Source organism: Micromonospora psammae, assembly GCF_036902725.1.
GTDB lineage: Bacteria > Actinomycetota > Actinomycetes > Mycobacteriales > Micromonosporaceae > Micromonospora.
Genome location: NZ_JBAKHM010000002.1, coordinates 508,248 through 530,925, shown reverse-complemented (window position 1 = coordinate 530,925; position 22,678 = coordinate 508,248). Strand labels below are relative to the sequence as shown.

Sequence of the window (22,678 nt, the reverse complement as noted above, 5' to 3'; positions counted from 1 at the left end):
GGACCAGCTCATACACCGATTCAACCAGCGGTGTCATCCCCATACCAGGCAGAATTAACGCAGAAACGAATTCTTCGTGCGGGTCTGCTCGGACGTCGAGGGCCCCAGCCCAGACCCTGCAGCCGGCATTGTCGGAACCGCCGGCGCACCGTCGTGCCGTCCCGCTCGGCGAGGTGGTGCAGGATGTCGACGGTCATCGGCGGTCGATCAAGCTACGCGTTGCGCCAGTAGTGCACAAGCGTCGTCGCGGGCGGCGTCGAAATCGAGCCGGTCGACGATCGCTGCCGGGTGCCCGTCGACGCCGGTGATCCGATCGGCCAGCAGGTCGATACCGTCGTCGAAGGTCCCCCGCTTGATCATGCCGTCGGTGTAGAGCAGCACCGAGTGCCCCGGTAGCAGCTGGCGGGACTCCTGCGTGAACGGCGGCGCCGGGAAGACCCCCAGCAGCGGCCCTCGAGGGTTGGGCAGGCGTGTCACGCGGTGATGGTCGGCCAGCAGCAGCGGTGGATGCCCGGCGCGCGCCCAGAGGAGCTGGCCCGTGCTCGGCCGGTATGTCGCGACGACAGCGGTCGCGGTTGTCCCGTGGTCGGCGCCGCACAGCAGTGTGTTGAGCCGGGACAGGATCGTTGCCGGTGGGTGGCCCTCGGCGGCGTACGCCACCGTCGCGTACCGCAGCCCGATCATGGCCTCGATGGCGCCCGCTCCGTGACCGCCGACGTCGCCCACGGCCAGGACCAGATCTCCGTTGGCCAGCGGCAGAATCAGGTACCAGTCGCCGCCGATGCGCAGCGCGGGGTCGGCGCCGTGGCATCGCACGGCGACCTGCAGGCCGCCGAGGTGCCTGACGACGCTGGTGACCGGCTGGATGGCGTGTTGCAGCGTGTGGCTGATCTGCTGCTCACGCGCCAGTTGCGCCCCGTGGGACAGCGGTTCCTGGTCGCTGTTGCGTGCGACTCCGCTCCTCACCGTTGCCTGCGCTGGATGAGGAACCGCCAGCCAGGGCCGGTCCGCTGTTCGCAGGGGTTCGATCACGACCGCTCCGTCGCGTCCGGGTATGCCGGGTGCCCGTGCCGGACGTCTTGTCGGTGCACCGCCTCGCCCTTCCGGCGCGGTGTGTCGCGGTGCTGCCCGTCTGCCCCGGGCTCGTCGCTGTTCGGCATGGCGAATCCTCCTCTGATACGTGGCGACTTCCTGAGGACCTCGGAGTGAGGTCGTACGGTCCCCCGGCTCCGGGACGAGCCGCGCCCTGGCGAGGTCCCGCTTCCACTCGGGCTCACGTCATTCACCCGGGGACCCCTCGACGGACTCACTGGAACAGCCGTCGACGCTACGAGCTGGAAGTGCTGAAGCAGTTGATGTTCAGTGAGCAGCGGCGCCGGTCCTCGACCCGGGTGCAGCCGCGGTCGGCGACGTTCGACCGGTGCCCGCGGGTCCTCTACCACAGCGGCTTTGAGCAGGGTGTCCCTGACGCATCGCGCCCCGGCTGACCCGCCTCGGTCACTCCGCGCCGACCAGGTACATGAAGTCAGCGACCGCGCCCGTGAACGCTGCCGGCTGCTCGATGTGTGCCAGGTTGCCGCTGTGCTGAAAGACGATCAGGCCCGAGTGCGCAACGCCCTCGTGCAGCATCGCGGCCCAATGTGGGCCGAAGAGAGGATCGTGGGCACCGGCCAGGATCAGAGTCGGCGCTTCGATCCGGCCCAGCTCCGCCCGGACGTCGAACGGCACGGCTTCCCCGCCCCGCTGGGGCTCGGCCCAGCCGCGCAGGCGGGCCCGGACCGGCGCGAAGGTTTCCTCGTGCGCCCAGTAGTCGGCGAGGTAGGCGGGCCACGCGCCCTGCAGGCAGCGGACGAAGGTCTCGTCGTCGGTAGCGGTCAGCGCACCCTCAAACGCGCCCACGACCGCGTCGGCCTCCATTCGGCGGCCTGGGTGGCGGGCCGGAAAGGCGATCATCTCGGCCACAGCCGATTGCCGGAACTGCTCGTCGGTCACGGGAGAAGTCCCGTACAGGACCAGCCCGGCGACCCGGGCCGGGTGGTCGAGCCCGTAGCGCTGCACGACGAGGCCGCCGTACCCATGGCCGAGCAGGAACACCGGATCCGTGTCGAGCTGGGAGACGACCGCGTCCAGGAATGCCACGTACGTGTCACAGCAGTAGCCACGCGGATCAGCGAGCCGACCGGACCGACCGGTCCCGATCGGCTCGATATAGACGAGCTGCATGTGCTCCTCGAGCTCCGGCATCCGCAGATAGTCCCAGCTCACGCCGGGACCGCCGGGGTACACGACACACACCGGGCCGCTACCGGCCACATGAAAGCGCTGATCGACCCCACACACCGTCACGGTGTGTGTGCCTTGTGCCAGTCCGTCGCCCACGCGCTTCTCGTTCCCCCTCATTGCCCCGGAAGTTGCGACCATTCCAGGCGCAACGTGGCCGTCTGGGCCATGGTCATTCCAGCGTGATGCGCCAGAAGGGCCGGTGAAGGGCTTTCTCCGCCTTCGATGACACCACGCTAGGAGGCCGGAGTGTGGTTCCAGTGACGTGCGAGTGTGGTGACCGGCTGACCGGAGCGTGTCGGATCAGCGGGACACCGGCAGCGGCCCCGGGACCCGGAGTACACGCGGATCGGCCCCGTGAGGAACGCTGGGGAGGCCGAGTGCGGGAGCGGTGGCAAACCAGTGAGTGCCGGCGGTCAGTCGTCCACCTCTGTGGGCGCGGCATCGGGATAGCCAGGCACACCTGGCCCGCGTACGCAGGTCGAGCGATCGTCGACTGGCGTCAAGCAACTGGCGGCGTCAGGCCAACCATGCAGAGACACAACTGCGTGAGGGCGGGCTAGGCGTCAAGGGCCGCCAGTTCGGCCTTCGCTGAACTGATCGCCCTGGCTCGCTGGAGCGCACAGGGGGCGCCCACATGTGCATGTAAGGCCATGCCTCGATGCCATGCCCGCATGGGGATCTCCACTTCACACAGGATCATGGCGCAGGGTGGAGGTGAAGGATCGACCGGTGAGAGTCCAGGCTTGGTGGGCTTTCGGTCCTCACCGCCGTCCTCCAGCAGCTTGACCGCGTGGGCCAGGTGGTAGCGGGCCTTGTCGGTCGCGCCGAGGGCGGAGTGTGCCCGGCCCAGCGTCAGGTGGATCCGTCCGGTGAAACTCGGGCCGTGGTCGGTGGCCAGGGGTAGTGCCCGCGTCGCCTCGTCGAGCGCCTCCGGCCAGCGCTTCATGTCGGCCAGGCACCTGGCGATCGCCGTCCGGGCCGTCATCCGAGCTACCCGCGCCGATGCGGGGGCGACCGGTCGCGTGTCGACCTCCCGCAGCACACCCCGGAACTCGGTCAGCGCCTCGCCCAATCTGCCGAACTCGATGAACGTCTGCCCCAGTCCAACGCGAATCTGGACGTATCCGTCGTGGTTGCCGGCGGCGTCGGCCAGAACCAGGCCGCGGTGGTACGCCTTTATGGCCTTCTCGAAATTGCCGCCCATCCGCCAAGCACGGGCCGTGTAGTGCAGCGCGTTGGCTTGTTCCTTCGTGTCCCCGAGCTTCCCGGCAAGCCGGTAGGCCTTCAGCGCCAGTGCCGCGCTCTCCTCGTAGCGCCGCTCACAGGTGGAAACAGCCCAGGCGTAGTAGTTGATGTGGGTGATTTCCTGCCGACGGTCAGGCAGCTGGGAAGCAGCCACATGGGACAGGCGGTAGACCTCCGACGAGTGTCTCCAATGGATCCGGCGGTCCGAGTACCAGTGCATCGCCTCGGCCACGTCCACGACCCGTTGGTGCTGCTCGGCGGCGGCCGCCGACCGCAACGCGGCCAGCCAACTGTCCGCCTCGACCTGCAACCAGCTCTGCGCCTGCTCCGGCGTGGCCATGGAAACCAGACCCTGCCAGTCATCCGGTGGCGTGCCGAACCCCGGCTCGAACCACCGGCCCGCGACGATCGCCGTCTCCAACAACCAATCCACCATCCGACGCTCGGTGGCCGTCCTGACCTCCGCCGGCTCCTCGCCGCGCAGCCGGTCGGCCGCGAAGAGCCGGATCAGGTCATGGAACCGGTAACGATCGAACCCTTCGGGCTGCAGCAGGCCAAGGTCAACCAACTCATCCAACTGATTCCCGGCGTCACAGAGATCGACCTCGGCGAGCACCGCAGCGATCGGAGCGGCGAAATCGACCCCTGGCACGTGCGCGAGCCGTCGGAACATCACCTTCGCCGGATCGGACAACTGCGCGTACGACAACGCGAACGCCGCCGCCACCCCCAGATCCCCCACCGAGAGGTTCGCCAACCGGCGATCCGCGTCCCCCAGCCGCTCCGCCAGATGCCCCATCGTCCACCCCGGTCGACTCGCCATCCGCGTACCGGCGATCCGCAACGCCAACGGCAGGTGGCCACACAACCGGGCCACGGTGCCGATCTCCTGCCCGGCCGCCCGATCCGACTCCCCCACGATCGCCCGCAACAGGACAGCGGACTCGCCCGATGTCAGCGGTGCCAACCCGACCCGCACCACCCCCTCCAAACCGCCCAACAATCGACGACTGGTCACCACCACCATTCCCGTACCCAGACCCGGCAGCAACGGTCGCACCTGACTCTCATCCGCTGCGTTGTCCAACACCAGCAGACACCGCCGATCCCGCAGAATCGCTCGCAGCTGGCTGGCTCGCTCCTGCTCATCCTCAGCGATCCTGCGCGGGTTGACGTCCAGCGCCCGCAGCAGCCGCAGCAACGCCTCGCCGACCGTCATCGGCACGGGATCCGTACCCCGGAGATCCAGGTAGAACTGCCCGTCGGTGAACACCTCACGCAACTGCTCAGCCGCCCGGACCGCGAACGCCGTCTTCCCCAACCCCGGCTGGCCGTGCACCACCGCCACCAGCATCGACCCATCGGCAGACGCCGACATTGCGTGGCGGCGGAGCAACTCCAACTCACGCGCCCGACCCACGAAGTCATTGACCCCCCGCGGCAGCTCACCTACCGGAGGCCGCCCGACCCGGCTCTCCGACCGCCCGCAACGCGCCAGCTCGACCAGGCCGGCACGATCCTCGTCGCCGAGCTTCAGCGCGTCGGCCAACGCCGCCAACGTCCGCTTCTGTGGCGCGCGGCTGTGCCCCCGCTCCATGTCACTGATCGCCCGACAACTCACCCCGGACGCCTCGGACAGATTCTCGAGGGTCATCTCCGCCAGCTGCCGGAACTCCCGCAACCGCTGCCCGAACGGAGAACCAGCCACCACACCTCCCAAACGTTTCGGATTATCGTCAAGATCATTTTCGCCGCGTACTGGTGACCAGTTCAACGTCATCATGGCCACAGGGCCGGCACGTGGGCCGCGCCACGGGCGATGGTCAGGTCAATGTCCGGTTGCCCGCACAGCAGGACCGCGGCCGACTGGGCAAGCTCTTCCGGACACCTGGACCGGGTAGCAGGCTGGTTCCTGACCTCCCGGGTCAGGCCGGTCCGGAGACCGCTCTGGTCTTCTCCAGGTTCGTCATCCACAGCACCTGATCGATGCAGCAGTTCCCGCTGCGCGGCCGCGCTGGCCGGCGTGCGCCTCTCCTGCGTCATGTGCTTGCGCGCCCGGCTGACCAGCTGCCGCACCGCGGGTACGGTCGACTGCAGGACGCAGGCAACCTGCGCGTACGGGTAGTCGAAGGCCTCCCGCAGGACATACGCGGCGCGTTCGTTGGGCGTGAGCTTCTCCATCAGTAGCAGCGCCGCGAACTCCAGGGCCTCCCCGCGCTCGGCGCCCAGGCACAGGTCCGCGCTCGTGTCGACGGGTTCCGGGCGCCACGGCCCGATGTACGTCTCGCGCCGCACCCGCGCCGACTGCAGTGCGTTGATGGCCAGCCTGGTCGTCGTCTTCACCAGGAACGCGGCCGGGTCGACCGCCACGCCGCGGTCGCAGGTCTGCCACCGGAGCCACACCTCCTGCACCAGATCCTCGGCCTCGGCCACGCTGCTGCGCATGCGATACGCAATCCCGAACAGGCGTGGCCGCACGCTCGTGAAGACCGCCGCGGCCTCCTCGAGATCGTCCGCCTGAGCCGGCGCGCGATTGGCACTACAGGCCGCCATTTCCCGCCCCCGCTCCCAGCACGCCGCGGCTGCCAACAGGCTCAATCGTGAGCCGGGGGAAGCGCAAAATCCCAATCCGGGGCCCCACCAGTGACTGTCACCACGCGGCTGTCACGATTTCCGCGGCCGCGCTGTCTCAACTGGTGGACGGATACATAAACGCATATCGCCACGATCGGCTGGTTCTTGCTTGCCACCGGCGGCTTCGCCCGCCGGAAAACGCCACTTCTCCGCCCGGAAGCGAGATTTGGCTATCGGAAGAAGAATGGTGAGGATCAGTCGCCTCACGGCAGTCGGCGACGGTTGTCTGCCATGACCGTCAGGCTGCACGGTATGGGGCTTCGCTACCGACCGGTCACATTCATTCCAGCGCAACCTGGGTGACCGGATCGAGGCTGCGAGCCTCCGGTCGTCACTACGGTCCCCACCTGCTCAGCGCGGCCGTCACACACTCAGCGCTTCAGGGGGTGACCATCCGGCAGCAGGGAGATGAGGCGGGTGCAACGCACGACGGTGCGCCCGCGCAGCGGATGGCTGCCCGAGCCGTGCTGCGCCCGGCGGCGGCGCCGGCCTGCCATTGCAGACCGAGCAAGCCGACGCCGGGACTATCGCACGTTGCGGGCTGACCGCGTCATGATGTCGCCGCACTCCGCTGTCTGCCAAGCCAGTCGCTCACGAGCGGGTAGATCGGCACCGCTGTGCGGGTCTCCTGCACCAGGCGGCATTGTCGTGGAGAGTTCGACCCCCGGATGCTGCTGGCGGCAACCGCCCAGTCCGGCAGCGAAGGCGGCGATGCCACCACCGTCACCCGCGCCTCATCGGCAGCAGCACGATCATCCTGGTGTCGCCGGGCTCGGACTGCACCCGGATGTCCCCATCGTGCTTGTTGACAACGATCCGGCAGGAGATGTCCAGCTCGAGACCGGTCCCCTCGCCGACCGATTTGGTGGTGAGGAACGGCTCGAGGATCCGCGGCCGTACCTCCGGAGGAATCTCCGCCCCGGTGTCGCGGATCTCCACGATCAGCCGGTCCTCGTTGCGGCTGGTGTGCACCGTGAGCGTGCCGGTGCCACCCATCGCGGCGAGCGCGTTGTCGATCAGGTTGGTCGAGACCTGGTGAGTTCGGCCGCGTACGCCGGGCTGGCGGGCAGGGTCTCGTCGTACTCCTTCATCAACCGCACCCGGATGGGATCTTGGCCTGGAGCATGACCAGGGTGGCGTCGAGCAGCTCGTGGACATCGATGGTCTGGTGGGGCGCCCGATCCAGCTGGGAGTACTGCTTGGCAGCGCCGACCAGGCCGGAGATCCGGGAGACCGCGTCGTCGATCTCGCCCATCAGCAGTTGGGTGTCGATCGTGTAGGCGATCCAGTCGATCGCCGAGGCCAGGTCGTCGGCGCCGACCGCGGCGTCGACCCGGTTCAGCCACTCGATGTCGATGCCGGCGGCGACCAGCGTCGGGGCGAGTCCCCAGGCCCCCGGACGCGGCGGTCGTCCAGCCAGTCGCCGAGCTCGTACTCGGCGTCGTCGGCCACCAGCGGAGTCAGGGCCGGCGCGTCGGTAGCCCGCTTGACCGCCTCCTCCTGAAGGGCGACGAGGTCGTGCAGGCGCCGCCCGTCGAGCCGACCGTCGGCGATCATCGCGAGCTTCCGGCGCATCTTGGCGACTCGGCCGCGCAGCGCGGCGGTGGCCGGACCGCGGCCGCCGCCGGGTTGTTGAGCTCGTGGGTCAGCCCCGCGGCATTGGCGCCGGCGCGGCGCTGGTCTTCCTGACCTGCATGAAGGAACTGCCCGCCACCCTCCTGTTGCGCCCCACCGGCACCGACACCCTGGCCACCGAGCTGTGGACGCACACGTCCGTGGCCGCCTACGCCGCCGGTGCCCCTACGCCGCGCTGCTCGTCCTGCTGTCGGCCGGCCCCACGCTGATCCTGGCCCGGCGAACACTCACCCCGAAAGACCCACGATGACCACGCTTTCCGTCCACGCCGCCAGCAAACGTGACGGACCGGTCCAGGCTCTCCGCGGAGCGGAGCTGACCGTCGCGGCGGGAACCCTGACCGCGGTACTGAGCCCATCGGGCTGCGGCAAGACGACCCTGCTGCGCTGCATCGTCGGCTTCGAACGCCTCGACGCCGGAGAGATCCACGTCGGCGACGTACGGGTGGCCGCACCGGGCCTGCACGTAGCCCCGCACCGGCGACGCGTCGCCGTCATGGCGCAGGACGGCGCACTCTTCCCCCACCTGGACGTGGCCGGCAACGTCGGCTACGGCCTCGACCGTGCCGCCCGCCGCAGCGGTCGCATCGAGGAGGTCCTCGCCCTGGTCGGTCTCGCCGGCTACGGCAAGCGGATGCCTCACCAGCTTTCCGGCGGCCAGCAGCAGCGCGTCGCCGTCGCCCGCGCCCTGGCACCACGCCCACCGCTGATCCTGCTGGACGAACCGTTCACGGCCCTCGACGCCAGCCTCCGCGCCGACCTGCGCACCGACATCCGCACCGCACTGCACGCCGACAACGCCACCGCCGTCCTCGTCACCCAAGACCAGGCCGAGGCGCTGTCCATCGCCGACCAGGTCGCCGTCATGCACGGGGGCAAGGTCAGGCAGACCGGCAGCCCGTACGACCTCTACCACGCACCGGCCGACCGGTGGGTGGCCGCATTCGTCGGCGACACCAACCTTCTCAGAGCCACCGCCAACGGCCGCACGGCCCACGCCCCGCTTGGCGCACTTCCCCTGGCCGCCTCGCACCAGGGCGACGTCACCGTACTGGTCCGACCCGAACAGGTGCGCCTGCACGCCGCCAGCGCACCTGGCGTACCCGCGACCGTGCGCAACCACCTGTTCCACGGACACGACGCCGTGGTGGACCTGCAACTGCAGGACGACACCCGCATCACTGCCCGGATCCTCGACCAGCCGGCGGCCTACGCAGCGGGCACCTCCGTCCGTCTCACCGTCCACGGCACCGTTCACGTCCTGCCGGAATCAGCCCGGTCCTGAGCCACGGGACGGGGAGTACGCGGCGGGTCAGAACATGCCGCCGCCGGCTCCGATCGTCTGGCCGGTGATCCAACCGCCCTGCTCGGAGACCAGGAAGCGGACGATGTCGGCGATGTCCTCCGGCTGGCCGACCCGGCCGAGCGGCGTCTGCGCGACCTCAGCGTCGATGACGGCCTGCCCGGCCTTGAGCAGCGCCGGGGTCAGGACCGCGCCGGGCAGCACGCTGTTGACCGTGATGCCGCGGGCGCCCACCTCGTGGGCCAGCACCCGGACGAGGTGGTCGACGGCGGCCTTGCTCGCCGCGTAGACGCCGGTTCCGGGACGCGGCATCAGGGTCAGCCCGGCCGAGATAGCGACAATCCGCCCGCCGTCGGGGAGCCGGATCGCGGCCTCGCGCAGCGCGATGAACCCCGAGCGCACGTTCGTGGCGAAGATCGCGTCGAACTGCTCGTCGGACGTGTCGGCGATCGTGCCGTGGGTCGTGTTGGAGGCGTTGAGCACCACGATGTCGAGGTGGCCGAACTCCTTCTCCGCGACGTCGAACAACCCGCGCAGCTGCGCGGCGTCGGCGATGTCAGCCGGCGCGGCGACCGCGGCGCCGCCCGCCGCCTGGATGCCGCGTACGACGTCCTCGGCGTCCTGTCGCGACGACGGGTAGTAGTTGACGACCACGCTGGCCCCGTCACCGGCGAGGCGTTCGGCGATCGTCCTGCCGATACCCTGCGACGCTCCCGTTACCAGCGCGACCTTGCCCTGCAGTGCCATCTGAATGACCTTTCCTCGATGCAATCGGGTAAGTTCTGACAGATGTCAGACTACCCCGGTTCTGACAAGCGTCAAGCAAACGTGATGGGCCACACTGCGATGCCCGCGAATCCGGGCAAAGCGGCTGGAAGGAGTCAGATGGAACAGCGACGGAAGAACGCTCCCGTGCAGCTCGACGAGTGCGAGATCCTCAAGCGAGGACTCGCCACATTCGCCGAACTCGGCTACGACGCGACCACCGTGCGGGAGCTGGCACGCCGGCTCGGGGCCAGCCACAACTTCATCAACGACCGGTACGGGTCGAAGGCGAGCTTCTGGCGCGCGGTGGTGGACTTCGCGCTCTCCGACGTTCAAGCGGAGCGCGACGCGCTGCTGGCCCGGTACCGCGACGACGACGAACGGCTGAAAAACGCAGTCGGCCACCTCTACCGCATGGCGGCGAACGCGTCGCAGCTGAGCCGACTGATCGCCGACGAGTCCACTCGCGACTCCGACCGCCTGGACTACCTGCACCAGCGGTTCGTCCAGCCATTCTGGGACAGCATCACACCAACGGTCACGTCTCTCATCGAGGCGGGCCGCATCCCGCGCCTGGCCCCGCACATCCTCTATTTCGCGATCGTCGGCCCGGCGCTGGCCCTGACGCAAAACCCGGTCGCCGACCGGCTGGACCCCGCCGCCGCACCGACCGCGTCGCGCGACCGGGACCACACAGCCGACGCGTTGTCGGCCCTGGTCCTGCACGGACTGCTACCGCCGGCCCCGCGGACATGATCCGGGCGACCCCTCGGTACTCCTCTGGCGGTCCCCCGCGCACCAGACAAGGCTCCGTGATGCCGTCGAGGAGGCGCTGGTGAAATCCAGAGGATCAGGCAACTACGCGGGCGTGGCGACGACCACCGGGCGTGGCGTCCTGGCAGGTGTCGCGGGCACGGTGGTGATGACGGCTTTCCAGAAGCTCATCGAGATGCCGCTGACCGAACGTGAGGACAGCTACGCTCCGGCGGACTTCGCCGAGCGGGTCCTACCTATTCACCCCCGCACTACGCGGGGGCGCACAGGACTGAACTACGCGACCCATTTCGGTCTCGGAGGCATGTGGGGGACCGCCTACGGCATCGCCGCCCCGACGGGGCTGCGGGGGCAGAAAGCGGTCAACATCGTATTCGCCGCGGTTTACACCGGCGACGATCCGGTGATCTACTTCGCCGCCGTCGCCAAGACCAGACCGGACCCACCCGAACCCCGCCGGACAGGCCGGAACGTAGGGGATGCTCGTCGGACGAGCAGCCACCGAGCAGCCAAACGTCCACGAAGGACAAAAAGGCAGAGAGCCTGACCCGCGTTTCCGCAGGTCATGGCTCTCTTGATCTTGTGCGCCCGAAGGGACTCGAACCCCTAACCTTTTGATCCGTAGATTCCCAAGCCCATGTCAAGGGCCGTCCGACGCCGTCCGCCTGGTCCTGGTCCTCAAGCGCTCGGCAACTCGATCGGTCCCGTACCGTCCGGTCCAGTCCGCCCCGGTGGCTCCCACGCGTGGCTCCCAGACTGTCAGCATGGGAGTTGTCGATCTAGCCGACTTGGCTGCTAGCGTCGCACAAAGATCAGGCAGGCCACAGAGGCCGTGATGGTGATAAAAGCCGCTGCGCTCAGCGCTACTGCGACCGGATGCGGAGTCGACGGAAACTCCGCTGACGCTCCCAGGACGATAGTGACACCTATCAGAGCGACGGAGCTGCCTCTGCGCAACGGCGCCGGTGCGAGACCCTGAAGTGGCCACGGGACACGCCGCGTGACGATTATTCCGATGCCTAGAGCTATGGCAGCGATGCCGAAAGGCTCAAAGAACAACAGGACGGCGACAGGAGGGGATGCTGACGAGGTGAGCACGGCGCGATCTTTACACGCCTGAATTCCAGTGGCTACCCCGACTGCGCGGCGAGATTGGCGTTGCCCCCAACCGGTACCTGCCCCGCTGGCAGTCTTCCGCTCTGCGGGACGACGGGGTCGACGGCACGCTGGCTTTAGCGGATCTCCTCGTCGGGCAGTCGCCAGACCGTCCAGCCTTCCCGGACGGGGACCAGGTGGAGCGCCCTGCCGGACGAACGACCTGGGCCCCGTCCGGGGAGGCTGGTAGCCCTTGTGGTGCCCGGCGAGGTGATCCGCGGCGGCATCTCTGAGGAGGGTCGGGGTTCGGGGCGGAGCCCTGAGGTCTTCAGGGTCCTGGTCGTCCCCAAGTGTGGCCGGCCGGCCCGGCCGATGCCGGCCGGAGGTCGCCAGCAGGCCGGGGCCGGGCCGGCGCGGCCCGCTTTGCGGGCCGCCTTGATCTGATAGAGCGCAATTCGGCAAATGCTACGGGTGAGGCTGTGTCCCGTCACGGGACATACTTGACGCTCGCGTCCCACCAGATGCTTGACATGATCGCGCCGTCATCGGCCATGAGCGGACGGATGCCAGGCGCGGCTCTCCGTGGACTACACGCAAACCCAGCAGTACAGACGGTGGTCTCGGTCGCGGGCCTGGTGTGCGAGCTGGGAGAGCTCGCGCAGGAACTCGGCCAGTACTTCTGGGTCCCCGTGGCCCCAGAACTCCTCTGTCTGAGACCACGGCACGGCAACCGCATCCAGCCGTCCGGGGGCTTGCTCGACCAGTGCCTGCTGTAGTTCGTCAGTGAGCGACAGGACCAGTCGCTCGCCTTCATCTCTGACGGCTACGTCTAGGCCGGAACGTGGGCGAGCGAAGATGACATCGGTGCTGACGCCGGTGAGAAGTTCTTCCAAGGTCCCCATCTGCACGACTGGGTCGATGCCCTTGACGGACAAGACATGCAGACCGTGCTCGGAGAATCGGACGCGCGGCCGCATGAGGCGGTGCATCGCCTCGTGATCACCAGCACGGATGGCCGCTTGCAGCTCGGGCGACAAGGGCTCGGCCCCACCTGGGCCGCCCTTGAGGTCGATCGTCGCGGCGGCATGGTCATCCGATGCGGTCGCAAAGTAGTCGTAGAGGACTCCCACGCCAGGGATCATCCACCATCCGGCCACGTCTGCCACCGGGTGGCAAGCTGAGATTTTGATCCGAAATCTAGGTTGTCTGTCGGCCATGTGCTGGGACGGATCTGTCAAGCATGTGGTGGGACTAGGCACTACGGGTGAGGCTGGATGCCCGCGGTTTCGTCGAGTACCCACTGAACGTAAGCGGGGTTCCCTGCGATCACCGGGGTGGCGATGACGCAGGGCACCTCGTACGGATGTTCCGCGTCGGCTCGCTGCACGATCGCCGGCACCAGCTCGGTCCGCGTGTGTAGCGCGACTCGGGCATGGTCCCCAACACGATCAAGGTTCCGGTTCCGTTCGACTACGTCTTCCCGCAGGGCGCGCTCTGCCTCGGGGTGGAGCCGGTGAGGCGTGGCAGGATCACGGCCTGGTCTTCCCCAGCGAGGTCGGTACGCCGCTCGATCCGGACAACTTCTCCCACCGGTTTTCGGCGCTGTGCAAGCGGGCCGGGCTCGGGCACTGGCACCCGCACGAGCTTCGCCATTCTGGTGCGTCGCTCATGCTTGCCCAGGGCACCCCGTTGCATGTGGTGTCTGAAGTCCTCGGGCATACGTCGATCGCGATCACCAAGGATGTCTACGGGCACCTGATGGAAGGCGACCGCCGTTCTGCTGCGGCGGCCATGTCCCGTGCGCTGTTCGGGCAGTGAGGCACCCGGTGGCTCCCAGCTTGGCTCCCACGGCCGCTCGAAGCCTGAATTTGGCGGACATGAAAGAGCCCCCGACCTTGCCGTTTCGGCTGGTCGGGGGCTTCCCCTTGCTCTGTGCGCCCGAAGGGACTCGAACTCCTAACCTTCTGATCCGTAGCCTTGGCGAGGCTGTCCAGGTCAGTACAGCGCGGTTGGTGACGTCTGGTCGTAGCCCTTTGCTTGTCCCGGCCTGCGTCGGCCCGTCCGCCTCCGTTGCTGTCACTCGTTGCTGTCACCGCGGGCGGTGCCCCTCGGGATCAACCCGAATCACCCCGACTCCTCGAAGCCCAGGGACCGATCCTCTTGTCCCGTCAGGGGCATGCTCTACGGTGCCCGCTATGAGTGTGCGGACGTACGGCGAGGTCCCGGGATATCCGGTGGGTTCAACGTTCCTCAACCGGGCCGAGCTTGCTTCCTCCAAAGTTCATCGTCCGCTACAGGGCGGCATTTGTGGCGGCAAGGACGGCGCCGAATCCATCGTCGTGTCCGGCGGTTACATCGACGATGAGGACTACGGCGATGAGATCGTGTACACCGGGCAAGGCGGCAACGACCCTGCCACGAAGCGGCAGATAGCCCACCAGGAGTTGACCCTGGGTAACGCCGGGCTAGCCCGGAACCAACTGGAGGGCAACCCGGTTCGGGTCATCCGCGGCGCTGGAGGACATTCGGCCTATTCGCCCTCCAAAGGCTTCCGTTACGACGGCCTCTTCAGGGTGGTCGATCATTGGCCAACCGGGGGCAAGGACGGCTTCCGAATCTGGAGGTTCCGCCTCGTCAGCGTCGACAACATGGATCAGCCGCCCACGGAGGAGACGGCTACCGGCAGCGCACCCCGAGTCCCGGCGGTGATTCAACGCCTTGTACGCAGCACCGCCCTCGCGGTCAAGGTGAAGCAGATGTACGACTACCACTGCCAAATCTGCGACACACGGCTGTTGACACCAGCTGGTCCCTACGCTGAAGGCGCGCACGTACGCCCTCTAGGCCGCCCTCATAACGGGCCCGACGCTCTCAACAACCTCCTCTGTCTATGCCCCAATCACCATGTCCTCTTCGATGCCGGAGCGATCTGGATCGGCGAGGATCTCGACGCGTTTGAGACCGCGACGGGGCGACCGCTCGGCAAGCTGCGCATGGCCGCGGAGCACGGCATCGCGTACGGGCATCTCGCCTACCGGGCATCGCTCTCTGCTAGCGGAGGCATCTAACGCCTCAAGGCGGCCGAGAGATTAGAGAGCTCTGGAGCCACGCTGGGTCACTGGCCCGTCCGGCCGATGCCGATCAACGGGAATCGAGAGATACGTTTGCCTGGTCAAGTGCATGGGAGGACCCATGGAGCCACCGGAGCGAGAACGATTGGCTGCTAAGCGCGACGAGGCGTTACGAATGGTGCGCTCAGGCCGTGGAGTCCACCGCGTTGCTGACGACCTTGGCATCAGCCCTGTGACCGTGCAAGGTTGGATATCAGCTGAGCGTGAGCTACAGGACCGCCCGAAACGCGGAAATCCCAACGCCGCCCCGCATGACTGCCCTGACTGTGGGCGCGCCACGAAGGTCAACCTCCGGACGGGGCGCCTTTACTCGCATACCTATCCGCACCAGACAAAGTCTTGTCCTGCCTCGGCTTCCGCTGTGCTCCCACCTCAGCCAGAAAGGGGTAGAACACCCACGCTGCCTCCCCTGCGGACGCCACCCCTGCCGAAGCCGAAGAGCCCGCAGTACTACGACGGCCCTTCCCAGAGCGTTCCAGCAAGGCCGAGCGGGCTTCCAAGCCTCGGTAAGCGTCGGTAGACCAAGATGCCGGTTGGGGTGCTCGCTCCTGCCACCAGAAGTTGTCCGCTCTCCGCGCCGGGCGGCGGGCGCTTGCCCGGTCGATGCCGCTACTGCGACGATTAGAGGACAAGTCCGAAGTGGTTAGTGTCGTAGCCTCTGCAGGCAGCAGGTTGGGTGGAGGCTACAAATCCGTCGCGAAAGCTATAGCGGTTCGAATCCTCTACCCGCCACCAGGCAACGGACAGGCCTCTGACCTGCGGAAACGTAGGCCAGAGGCCTTTGTCGTTTGCTGTTCATGTTGACCATGGTGCCCCTGATCGACTGTCGGATCGGGCACGTAACGGGCACGACTTGGGGGACTCAAATGCCAGCCTGGCTGACGCCGCCACCCTTACAGAAGGCAGTTCAAGACCCGGAGCGGCTTCCTGACAGCGCTGACCCGGGCGGTCCGTGCCCACGATGCCACCGGGTCAGCAGCTTCCAGGTGCTCGGAGCTGAGCCAGTCACCTTTACCGATGAGTGGGTCGCGAAGCTCGATGGCAACTCGGAGCGTGACTACGTGGAGCGCGTGGCCGTGCTTGAGTGCCACGGATGTAAGCAGCGAGTCGCGGTGATCGAGGAGAAGTTGATTGGTGGGTCCAAAGATGGGAGATCTGGGCGGGTTTCCTGGGCGGGCTTCCACTGGTGGCCGACCCCCGGCGGCGGCCAGCTCGACCCATCGATCCCGAAGGCTGTGGCGGATGCCTATGGCGAGGGCTTGCGGTGCCTAGCGGCCGGCGCCCCGCATGGGGCGGTAGCAGTCCTCCGAACCGCGCTTGCCTATGTCGTGAAGGACAAAGGCTCGGACGCCGCGAAGGCTAAGAAGAGCCTGAAGGATCAGGTTACTCAGCTGGTCAGGGACGGAGGACTGCCGGCATCTCTGGCTGACTGGGCAACCCACATTCGTGAGATGGGGAATGCAGGCGCCCACCCAGACATCTTCGGAGACGTCGACCTCGATGAAGCGCGAGATCTGGCCGATCTGACGCGGCAACTGCTAGAGGTGATCTACGTCGTGCCATCCAAGATCGAGCGTGCCCGTGCCGCCCGAGCTCCGCGAGGCTAGGTCGCGGGCACGGCGGTTGGGGTGAGCGGATCTCCTCGTCGGGCAGTCGTAGACCGTCCAGGCTCCCCGCACGGGGACCAGGTGGAGCGCCCACCGGACGAACGACCTGGTCCCCGTGCGGGGAGCCTGGTAGCCCTTGTGGTGCCCGGCGAGGGGAGCCGCGGGTGGCATCTCTGAGGAGGGTCGGGGTTCGGGGCGGAGCCCCGAGGTCTTCAAAGCTCTTGTCGTCCGTCAGATGGCCGGCCGGCCCGGCCGATGCCGGCCGGAGGTCGCCAGCAGGCCGGGGCCGGGCCGGCGCGGCCCGCTTGCGGGCCGCCTTGATCCTTAAGAGGTCAATTCGGCAACGCGACGCGGTCGGCCTGTCCCTCCGTCGACTTTCGTGCGACACGCGTCCGCCAACTGATCCGCCACATCGGCGCGCGGAATGCGGCAGATCAGTGCGCGTTGCCGCAGCCGTGTCCGGGAATGAGGGTGACAGGCGAAGCGTGGCTGCGGTGAAATAGCGCCGTTACCGTAACGCGATGGGTCATGGCGCGATGGAGCAGCCTCGATCCGACAAGCGGCGGGGAAAGGGACAGCTATGCAACTGGTCGCGGGCGAACCATTGGAGTACCTGGGCGGTGACATGGTCGTCGAGGTGGACCATCCGGCAGTGCGGGCGTTAGCTGGTGAACTACGCGCGGCGCATCCGGACGACGTCGACTTCATGCGGGCCGCCTTCGCATGGGTTCGTGACCGGATCCGGCACTCCGTGGACGCCCAGGATCCGCGGATCACCGTCACCGCTGGCGAGGTGCTCAGCGCCGGCGTCGGCCTCTGCTATGCCAAGTCGCACCTGCTGGTGGCCGTGGCCCGGGCCGCCGGCGTTCCGGCCGGGTTGTGCTACCAACAGCTGACCGACGGGGGAGAGCCCTTCCTGCACGGCCTCGTTGCCGTATATCTCGCGGGCCGCTGGCATCGCCAGGACCCGCGCGGCAACCGCACCGGCATCGACGCCCAATTCCGGCTCGGGCGTGAGCAACTGGCCTACCCGATTACCAACGGATCGGCCGGCCTCGATCTTCCTGAAGTGCACGTGCGACCCTCGCCCAACGTGATCGCAGCCCTGCGCGGTGCTCGAGACGCTCTTGAACTGTGCCGCGCCGGGTTACCCGCTACACCCTGAGTCGGGACAGCGGATGCCAGCCATGGGAAATTCGCGGCAACACACTCTTCTCGGCATGACAGGACGTCTCGTCGGCGGCTCCTGCCGCCCCTAGACCTCTGGGACCTGTCGCGCATCACCTGGCAGAGGTGCGTCGCACATCAGTTGTCGGATCACATTCACTGTGCCCGTTGTCCCTCGGTGACCGATCAGCGGCGTCCGTCGAGTGCCTGGTCCGCGATGTCGATGACCATCACTGTGTCCTCGTCGTCATCCTCCTGCTGGTCGCCGGGTTCGCCGGGGCCGCCTCCTTCACCCATGTCAAGGACTGGACCCTCGACAACTCTCCGGCTCGGACCGGCGAGTGGTTCGGCTGGGCCAACGCGGTCATCTCCGAGCTGGTCCCCGTCGCCGCGCTGCTGACCATCCGCCGCCGACGCCGCAGCGGCGGGCCGATCGGCTACCCGATGTTCCTGCTCGTCGCCGCCGTCGCGCTCTCCCTGGCCGCGCAGCTCGCGGTGGCCAAGCCCGGCCTGTCCGGGTGGCTTTTGTCCGCCGTTCCCGCGCTGGCGTTCATCGGCCTGTCCAAGCTCGTCCTCACCACCGCCCCTGCAGCGGCGCCGACCGACGAACCAACGGCCGTCCCGCCCGCACCGGCCTCGGCGGCCACCGTCGCTCCGGTCACCGTCGAGCCGGAACCGATCGCCCTGGTCCCGGTCGAGCCTGCCCGCCCGGCCCCCGTCGCCCCGGTGCCGGCTACTGCCTTCGCTCGCCGTAACGGCACCCCGCTGACTCGGGAGGTCACCCGATGAACGACGCCATCGTCTCCGGTCTGTTCCTGGTCGCCGGCCTCGCCGTCTTCGCCTGGGATCAGTACCGGCTCTACGTCGCCCGCTACAAACTCGCCACCCTGCAACGCGCCGCCCTCCGCGACGGACTGACCGGGCTGGCCAACCGCGCCGGCCTCGCCGCCGGCTGGGAGCAGCTCGCCCCGACCCGCCCGTGGGTCGCGGTGGTCGATCTGGACGGCTTCAAGCCCGTCAACGACACCCACGGCCACGCCGCCGGAGACGTGGTTCTCACCGCCGTCGCCGGCCGGCTCGCCACCGTCCACGGCGTCGCCGCCCGCCTCGGCGGAGACGAGTTCGCCGCCCTGCTCTGCGATCCTGACCCCACGGCCGCCGGCCGCCAGCTGGCCGCCGCCATCGCCGCGCCGGTTCAGTTGCCCTCCGGCGTCGTCGTGTCGGTGACGGCCAGCATCGGGCTCGCTCCCGCCGCTGGTGACCTGGCCGCCGCACTCGCTGACGCCGACGCGGCCATGTACCGGGCGAAGACCACCCGCACCGGCGTAGCGGTGTTCGACCGCCACCGCGACGACCACGCCACCGACACCCGGCCGACCGTCCGGGTCCGCGACCTCACCCCCGCCGGTGTGGAGGTGGGCCGATGAAGCTCGCTCCGACGCTGCCCGGCCTCGCCCCCGCCCCCGTGGTGGAGCCGAGGCCGGGCTCCCGGGCCGCCCGGATGCTCATGCCCCGCTCCGTCGACGTCGTCAAAGGCCTCGCGTCGGATTACGGCGTCTGCACCCGCCCCGTCAGCCTGCGCCGCACCGACCTCGACAGCGGACAGACCGAAGTCATCGACATGCCGTGCGGCGCCACCCAGGAAGCCAAGTGCCCCGCCTGCGCCACCCGCGCCCGCCGGCTGCGCCAGCAGCAGATCCGCGAGGGCTGGCACCGCGACGACGAACCCGACCCCGGACCACAGCCCGCCACCGACGCGCAACGCGGCCTGATCGTCGCCCGTGCTCACCTGGAATTCGCCCGCGATGAAGCCGCACGAGCGTCGCAGTGGGACCAGGTGGCCGACCTGGACGACGCCATCGCGGAACTGGAAGGCCAGATCACCACCGAAGGTATGCGGGGCCGTCCCGCGCCGCCGCACGGCAGTGAGGACCAGGAGGACGGCGACGGCAAGCGCCGGGTGCGGTCGACCAATCGGCGGCAGGATGCCCCAGACCTTCCCCGGCTGCCCGTCGAGAACCGCACGGTCGGCCGCACCTACGAGGGGCGCGGTGGGCAGGTGTTCCGGCCGTCGATGTTTCTAACCCTCACCCTCGGCTCATACGGCCGCGTGCACTCCGACGGGACGCCGGTTGACCCCGACGCCTACGACTACCGGCGGGCCGCCTGGGATGCCGTGCACTTTCCGCGGCTACTCGATCGGTTCTGGCAGAACCTGCGCCGCGCGGTCGGCTGGAACGTCCAATACGCGGGCGCAGTGGAGCCGCAGCGACGGTTGGCCCCGCACGCGCTTTCTCGTCGTCACGGATCTCGGCGTAGGCGATGCGGGAGTGATCGTCGATGACGGTGTGCACGAACGCGGTGCCCACGCGGGGTTCGTAGCGGGTGTTGCGGGCTCCGGTGCGCCGGGCGGTGGCTTCGCGGTTGCGGTCGCCCTGGACGCGACCGACGTAGCGCCAGCCGCCGCCGTCGGGGATGTTGCCGTACTTCTTGACGTCAACGTGCAGCATCGCGCCGGGCCGGTCGTGCTCGTAACGGCGGATCGGCTCCCCGGTGGCGCGGTCAATGTGTGACAGCCGGTTGACCCGGCACCGGGTCAGCACGGCGTGCACCGTCGAGGCCGCCATGTTCAACCGCCCGGCGATCTGCACCGGTCCGAGGCGCTGTTTCCAGCGCAGGTGCACGATCTTGCGGACCTGAGGTTGCCGCGTCCGGGCCGGGCTGTGGTGTGGTCGTGAAGACCGATCGGTCATACCCGCCGCGCCATCGCTGAGATAGCGATCGGCCCACCGCTTCGCGGTCGGCCAGGAGACGTCATAGCGTTCGGCCGCCCTCACGACCGGCCAGCCCTCGTCCACGATCAGACGCGCCAGACGCAGACGTGCGCGAGGGGTCAGGGCAGCGTTAGCGTGGGACACGAAGGCCTCCTGGTTGGCGGAGCGGTTCCTCGACAGCTCCACTCCACAACCTGAGGCCTTCACCCGTCCACGACATCAGACCGTGTCATCGCACAATCTCGACCAACCTGCCTGGGCAGTACACCTAGTGCCGGACGATGGCGAGCGGGGCGTGCGCGTGGTGCAGCACCGCGTGGCTGACCGAACCGAGCAGCAGCCCGCCGAGGGCGCCGCGTCCGTGTGCGCCGACGACCACCAACTGGGCAGTCCTCGAATCCTCGGTCAGTACGTGGGCCGGGGCGCCCCGGACCAGCCGGTGCTGCACGGCCACTTCCGGGTAGCGCTCGGCGTAGCCGGCGACCGACTCGGCGAGGACCCGCTTCAACTCCTCGTCGTACTCCTTCCCGTCGTACACCAGGGGCAGGAGTTCACCGTGGCCGGCCGACGTGGGGTGGAGCCACCCGTGCACCGCGACCAGTGGGGCGTCCCGGTAGGCGGCCTCCTCGAACGCGAACCCGATCGCCTCGGTGGACAGTTCCGAGCCGTCCACGCCCACCACCACCGGGCCGTCGGCGCGCGGATCTCCCCGCACCACCAGCACCGGGCTCAGCGCCCGGGCCGAGACCTGCACAGTGACCGAGCCGATCACCAGCCCGGCGAAGCCGCCCAGGCCACGGTGCCCGAGCACCACCAGCGCGGCCTCCCGGGACTCGGCCAGCATCACCGTGGTTGCCGCGCCATCGACAACGGTGCCGGTGACCGGCACGTCCGGGGCGACCTTGGCGGCCTCGGCGACGGCCTCCGCGACGTACCGCTCGGCCTGGTGGCGCAGGCCCCCGTCGACCGGTCCGCCGGGGGCCGGGCAGACCGACACACCCATCAGCGGCCAGATGAAGGCGTGCACGATCCGCAGCGGACACCGCCGGTGCGCCGCCTCCCGAGCCGCCATCCGCACCGCGTCCAACCCCGCGGCGGATCCGTCCACGCCCACGACGACGGGGGCACCGGTCCTGATTGTCATGACATGTTCCTTCGTTCGGTCAAGGGGAAAGTGGGATGCCGGCGGCCTGGCGGTCGTCGCCATCGCCGGTGGCGCGGGCTCGCCCGGCGCTGTCGGGTACGGGGTCGGTCAGGGACGCGGTGCCTGGCCGTCGGTGTGCGGTAGCCGCTTGGCGGGGATGACGCCGAGCTTGCCGGCCTGGAGGTCTTCGAAGGCCTGGACCAGTTCGTCGCGGGTGTTCATGACGAACGGCCCGTAGTGGGCGACGGGCTCCCGGATGGGCTGGCCGCCCATGATGTAGAGCTCCAGGGCGGGGGTGTTGGCGTCCTGGTTGGCGTTGGCGGCCACCCGTAGGGCGTCGCCGGGGCCGTGCACGGCGAGTTGGCCGACGTGGATGGGCCGCCCGTGGGTGCCGATGGTGCCGCGGCCGGCGAGGACGTAGACCAGTGCGTTGAAGTCCGCCCGCCAGGGCAGGCTGAGTTCCGCGCCGGGCTGCACGGTGACGTGGGCGATGGTGATGGGGGTGTGGGTCGAGCCCGGGCCGTGGTGTCCGGCGACCTCACCGGCGATGACCCGGATCAGCGCACCGCCGTCGGGGGTGGTGAGCAGGGCGGATTCCTTGCCGCGGATGTCCTGGTAGCGGGGCGGGTTCATTTTGGCCGCGCGGGGCAGGTTGACCCACAGTTGCAGGCCGTGGAAGAGGCCGCCGCTGGTGACCAGGTGCTCCGGTGGGGCTTCGATATGCAGCAGGCCGCTGCCGGCGGTCATCCACTGGGTGTCGCCGTCGGTGATGGTGCCGCCGCCGCCCTGGGAGTCCTGGTGGTCCATGATCCCGTCGATCATGTAGGTGACGGTTTCAAAGCCGCGGTGGGGGTGCCAGGGGGTGCCCTTGGGCTCGCCGGGGGCGTAGTCAACCTCGCCCATCTGGTCGAGGTGGATGAACGGGTCCAGTTCGGTCAGTGGGACGCCGGCGAAGGCGCGGCGGACCGGGAAGCCTTCGCCTTCGTAGCCGCTGGGGGCGGTGGTCAGCCGGTGGACCGGCCGGTAGGTGGTGGACTGGTCCAGCTCGGGTAGGCGGGGCAGGACGAGGACGTCGTCGACGGTGATGGCGGGCATCTCGGGGCTCCTTGGTTGTCGGGCCGG

The 22,678-nt window shown here is 68.6% G+C and carries 21 protein-coding genes and 3 pseudogenes; 11 read left to right on the top strand and 13 right to left on the bottom strand.

What is annotated here, in order from left to right; genetic code table 11:
- Positions 1 to 207 precede the first annotated feature (207 nt).
- The 7 genes from V6U79_RS05820 to V6U79_RS05790 form a co-directional block, all read right to left on the bottom strand.
- Positions 208 to 1,032, bottom strand: a complete 825-nt coding sequence (locus tag V6U79_RS05820; protein WP_334613768.1) for a PP2C family protein-serine/threonine phosphatase — start codon at positions 1,030 to 1,032, stop codon at positions 208 to 210.
- Between the two features lie 465 nt (positions 1,033 to 1,497).
- On the bottom strand, positions 1,498 to 2,379 hold the full coding sequence (locus V6U79_RS05815) for an alpha/beta fold hydrolase (protein ID WP_334613766.1): 882 nt from the start codon (positions 2,377 to 2,379) through the stop codon (positions 1,498 to 1,500).
- A gap of 460 nt (positions 2,380 to 2,839) precedes the next feature.
- On the bottom strand, positions 2,840 to 5,311 hold the full coding sequence (locus tag V6U79_RS05810) for a tetratricopeptide repeat protein (RefSeq protein WP_334613765.1): 2,472 nt from the start codon (positions 5,309 to 5,311) through the stop codon (positions 2,840 to 2,842).
- Positions 5,308 to 6,117 (bottom strand): sigma-70 family RNA polymerase sigma factor, encoded by an 810-nt coding sequence (locus V6U79_RS05805; protein ID WP_334613764.1) that lies wholly within the window; start codon positions 6,115 to 6,117, stop codon positions 5,308 to 5,310. The genes V6U79_RS05810 and V6U79_RS05805 overlap by 4 nt, the downstream gene beginning before the upstream one ends.
- A 768-nt stretch (positions 6,118 to 6,885) precedes the next feature.
- Positions 6,886 to 7,158 carry an ATP-binding protein gene (locus tag V6U79_RS05800; RefSeq protein ID WP_334613762.1) on the bottom strand — a complete coding sequence of 91 codons (273 nt, stop codon included), beginning with the start codon at positions 7,156 to 7,158 and terminating at the stop codon, positions 6,886 to 6,888.
- Positions 7,159 to 7,252: 94 nt separating this feature from the next.
- Positions 7,253 to 7,417: a hypothetical protein gene (locus V6U79_RS05795; RefSeq protein WP_334521496.1), complete on the bottom strand. Its 165-nt coding sequence runs from the start codon at positions 7,415 to 7,417 to the stop codon at positions 7,253 to 7,255.
- Positions 7,418 to 7,500: 83 nt separating this feature from the next.
- Positions 7,501 to 7,737: a hypothetical protein gene (locus tag V6U79_RS05790; RefSeq protein ID WP_334521498.1), complete on the bottom strand. Its 237-nt coding sequence runs from the start codon at positions 7,735 to 7,737 to the stop codon at positions 7,501 to 7,503.
- Between the two features lie 38 nt (positions 7,738 to 7,775).
- Here V6U79_RS05790 and V6U79_RS05785 point away from each other — a divergent pair.
- A pseudogene (locus V6U79_RS05785) lies at positions 7,776 to 8,047 on the top strand (iron ABC transporter permease); the annotation flags it as partial.
- The gene (locus V6U79_RS05780) at positions 8,044 to 9,081 is read left to right on the top strand and encodes an ABC transporter ATP-binding protein (RefSeq protein WP_334613761.1); all 1,038 of its coding nucleotides are present in this window, start codon (positions 8,044 to 8,046) and stop codon (positions 9,079 to 9,081) included. The pseudogene V6U79_RS05785 and the gene V6U79_RS05780, both read left to right, overlap by 4 nt.
- A 27-nt stretch (positions 9,082 to 9,108) precedes the next feature.
- Here V6U79_RS05780 and V6U79_RS05775 read toward each other — a convergent pair whose 3' ends face one another.
- Complete coding sequence (locus tag V6U79_RS05775) at positions 9,109 to 9,846, bottom strand: SDR family oxidoreductase (RefSeq protein ID WP_334521502.1); 738 nt, start codon at positions 9,844 to 9,846, stop codon at positions 9,109 to 9,111.
- Between the two features lie 165 nt (positions 9,847 to 10,011).
- Between V6U79_RS05775 and V6U79_RS05770 the strand changes: the two genes are divergently transcribed.
- Complete coding sequence (locus V6U79_RS05770; RefSeq protein ID WP_334521504.1) at positions 10,012 to 10,620, top strand: TetR/AcrR family transcriptional regulator; 609 nt, start codon at positions 10,012 to 10,014, stop codon at positions 10,618 to 10,620.
- A gap of 79 nt (positions 10,621 to 10,699) precedes the next feature.
- Complete coding sequence (locus V6U79_RS05765) at positions 10,700 to 11,185, top strand: hypothetical protein (RefSeq protein WP_334613760.1); 486 nt, start codon at positions 10,700 to 10,702, stop codon at positions 11,183 to 11,185.
- A gap of 1,135 nt (positions 11,186 to 12,320) precedes the next feature.
- On the opposite strand, the gene V6U79_RS05760 is transcribed toward V6U79_RS05765, so the two are convergent.
- Together V6U79_RS05760 and cutA are read right to left on the bottom strand one after the other, a co-directional pair.
- Complete coding sequence (locus V6U79_RS05760) at positions 12,321 to 12,899, bottom strand: hypothetical protein (RefSeq protein ID WP_334613759.1); 579 nt, start codon at positions 12,897 to 12,899, stop codon at positions 12,321 to 12,323.
- A 92-nt stretch (positions 12,900 to 12,991) separates the two neighbouring features.
- Positions 12,992 to 13,219, bottom strand: coding sequence for a divalent cation tolerance protein CutA (gene cutA / locus V6U79_RS05755; protein WP_334613854.1), 228 nt, complete (start codon positions 13,217 to 13,219; stop codon positions 12,992 to 12,994).
- Positions 13,220 to 13,227: 8 nt separating this feature from the next.
- Between cutA and V6U79_RS05750 the strand changes: the two genes are divergently transcribed.
- The 7 genes and pseudogenes from V6U79_RS05750 to V6U79_RS05720 all read left to right on the top strand — a co-directional run.
- Positions 13,228 to 13,551 (top strand): site-specific integrase, encoded by a 324-nt coding sequence (locus tag V6U79_RS05750; protein ID WP_334613853.1) that lies wholly within the window; start codon positions 13,228 to 13,230, stop codon positions 13,549 to 13,551.
- A gap of 377 nt (positions 13,552 to 13,928) precedes the next feature.
- Positions 13,929 to 14,801: a YDG/SRA domain-containing protein gene (locus V6U79_RS05745; protein ID WP_334613758.1), complete on the top strand. Its 873-nt coding sequence runs from the start codon at positions 13,929 to 13,931 to the stop codon at positions 14,799 to 14,801.
- A gap of 1,049 nt (positions 14,802 to 15,850) precedes the next feature.
- The gene (locus V6U79_RS05740; protein ID WP_334613756.1) at positions 15,851 to 16,471 is read left to right on the top strand and encodes a DUF4145 domain-containing protein; all 621 of its coding nucleotides are present in this window, start codon (positions 15,851 to 15,853) and stop codon (positions 16,469 to 16,471) included.
- Between the two features lie 580 nt (positions 16,472 to 17,051).
- A complete protein-coding gene (locus V6U79_RS05735) occupies positions 17,052 to 17,636 on the top strand; it encodes a transglutaminase-like domain-containing protein (protein WP_334613755.1) in 585 nt (194 codons plus the stop codon).
- 209 nt (positions 17,637 to 17,845) lie between these two features.
- A complete protein-coding gene (locus V6U79_RS05730) occupies positions 17,846 to 18,427 on the top strand; it encodes a DUF2637 domain-containing protein (protein ID WP_334613851.1) in 582 nt (193 codons plus the stop codon).
- The gene (locus tag V6U79_RS05725) at positions 18,424 to 19,065 is read left to right on the top strand and encodes a diguanylate cyclase (RefSeq protein WP_334613754.1); all 642 of its coding nucleotides are present in this window, start codon (positions 18,424 to 18,426) and stop codon (positions 19,063 to 19,065) included. Before V6U79_RS05730 ends, V6U79_RS05725 begins: the two co-directional genes overlap by 4 nt.
- Positions 19,062 to 19,928 (top strand): annotated as a pseudogene (locus V6U79_RS05720) (replication initiator); the annotation flags it as partial. The gene V6U79_RS05725 and the pseudogene V6U79_RS05720, both read left to right, overlap by 4 nt.
- Here the strand turns inward: V6U79_RS05720 and V6U79_RS05715 are convergent.
- The 3 genes and pseudogenes from V6U79_RS05715 to V6U79_RS05705 all read right to left on the bottom strand — a co-directional run.
- Positions 19,927 to 20,556, bottom strand: a pseudogene (locus V6U79_RS05715) (helix-turn-helix domain-containing protein); the annotation flags it as partial. The pseudogenes V6U79_RS05720 and V6U79_RS05715 sit on opposite strands and share 2 nt — an antisense overlap.
- A 124-nt stretch (positions 20,557 to 20,680) precedes the next feature.
- Complete coding sequence (locus V6U79_RS05710) at positions 20,681 to 21,556, bottom strand: universal stress protein (RefSeq protein WP_334613753.1); 876 nt, start codon at positions 21,554 to 21,556, stop codon at positions 20,681 to 20,683.
- Positions 21,557 to 21,664: 108 nt separating this feature from the next.
- Positions 21,665 to 22,651: a pirin family protein gene (locus V6U79_RS05705; RefSeq protein ID WP_334613752.1), complete on the bottom strand. Its 987-nt coding sequence runs from the start codon at positions 22,649 to 22,651 to the stop codon at positions 21,665 to 21,667.
- Positions 22,652 to 22,678 lie beyond the last annotated feature (27 nt).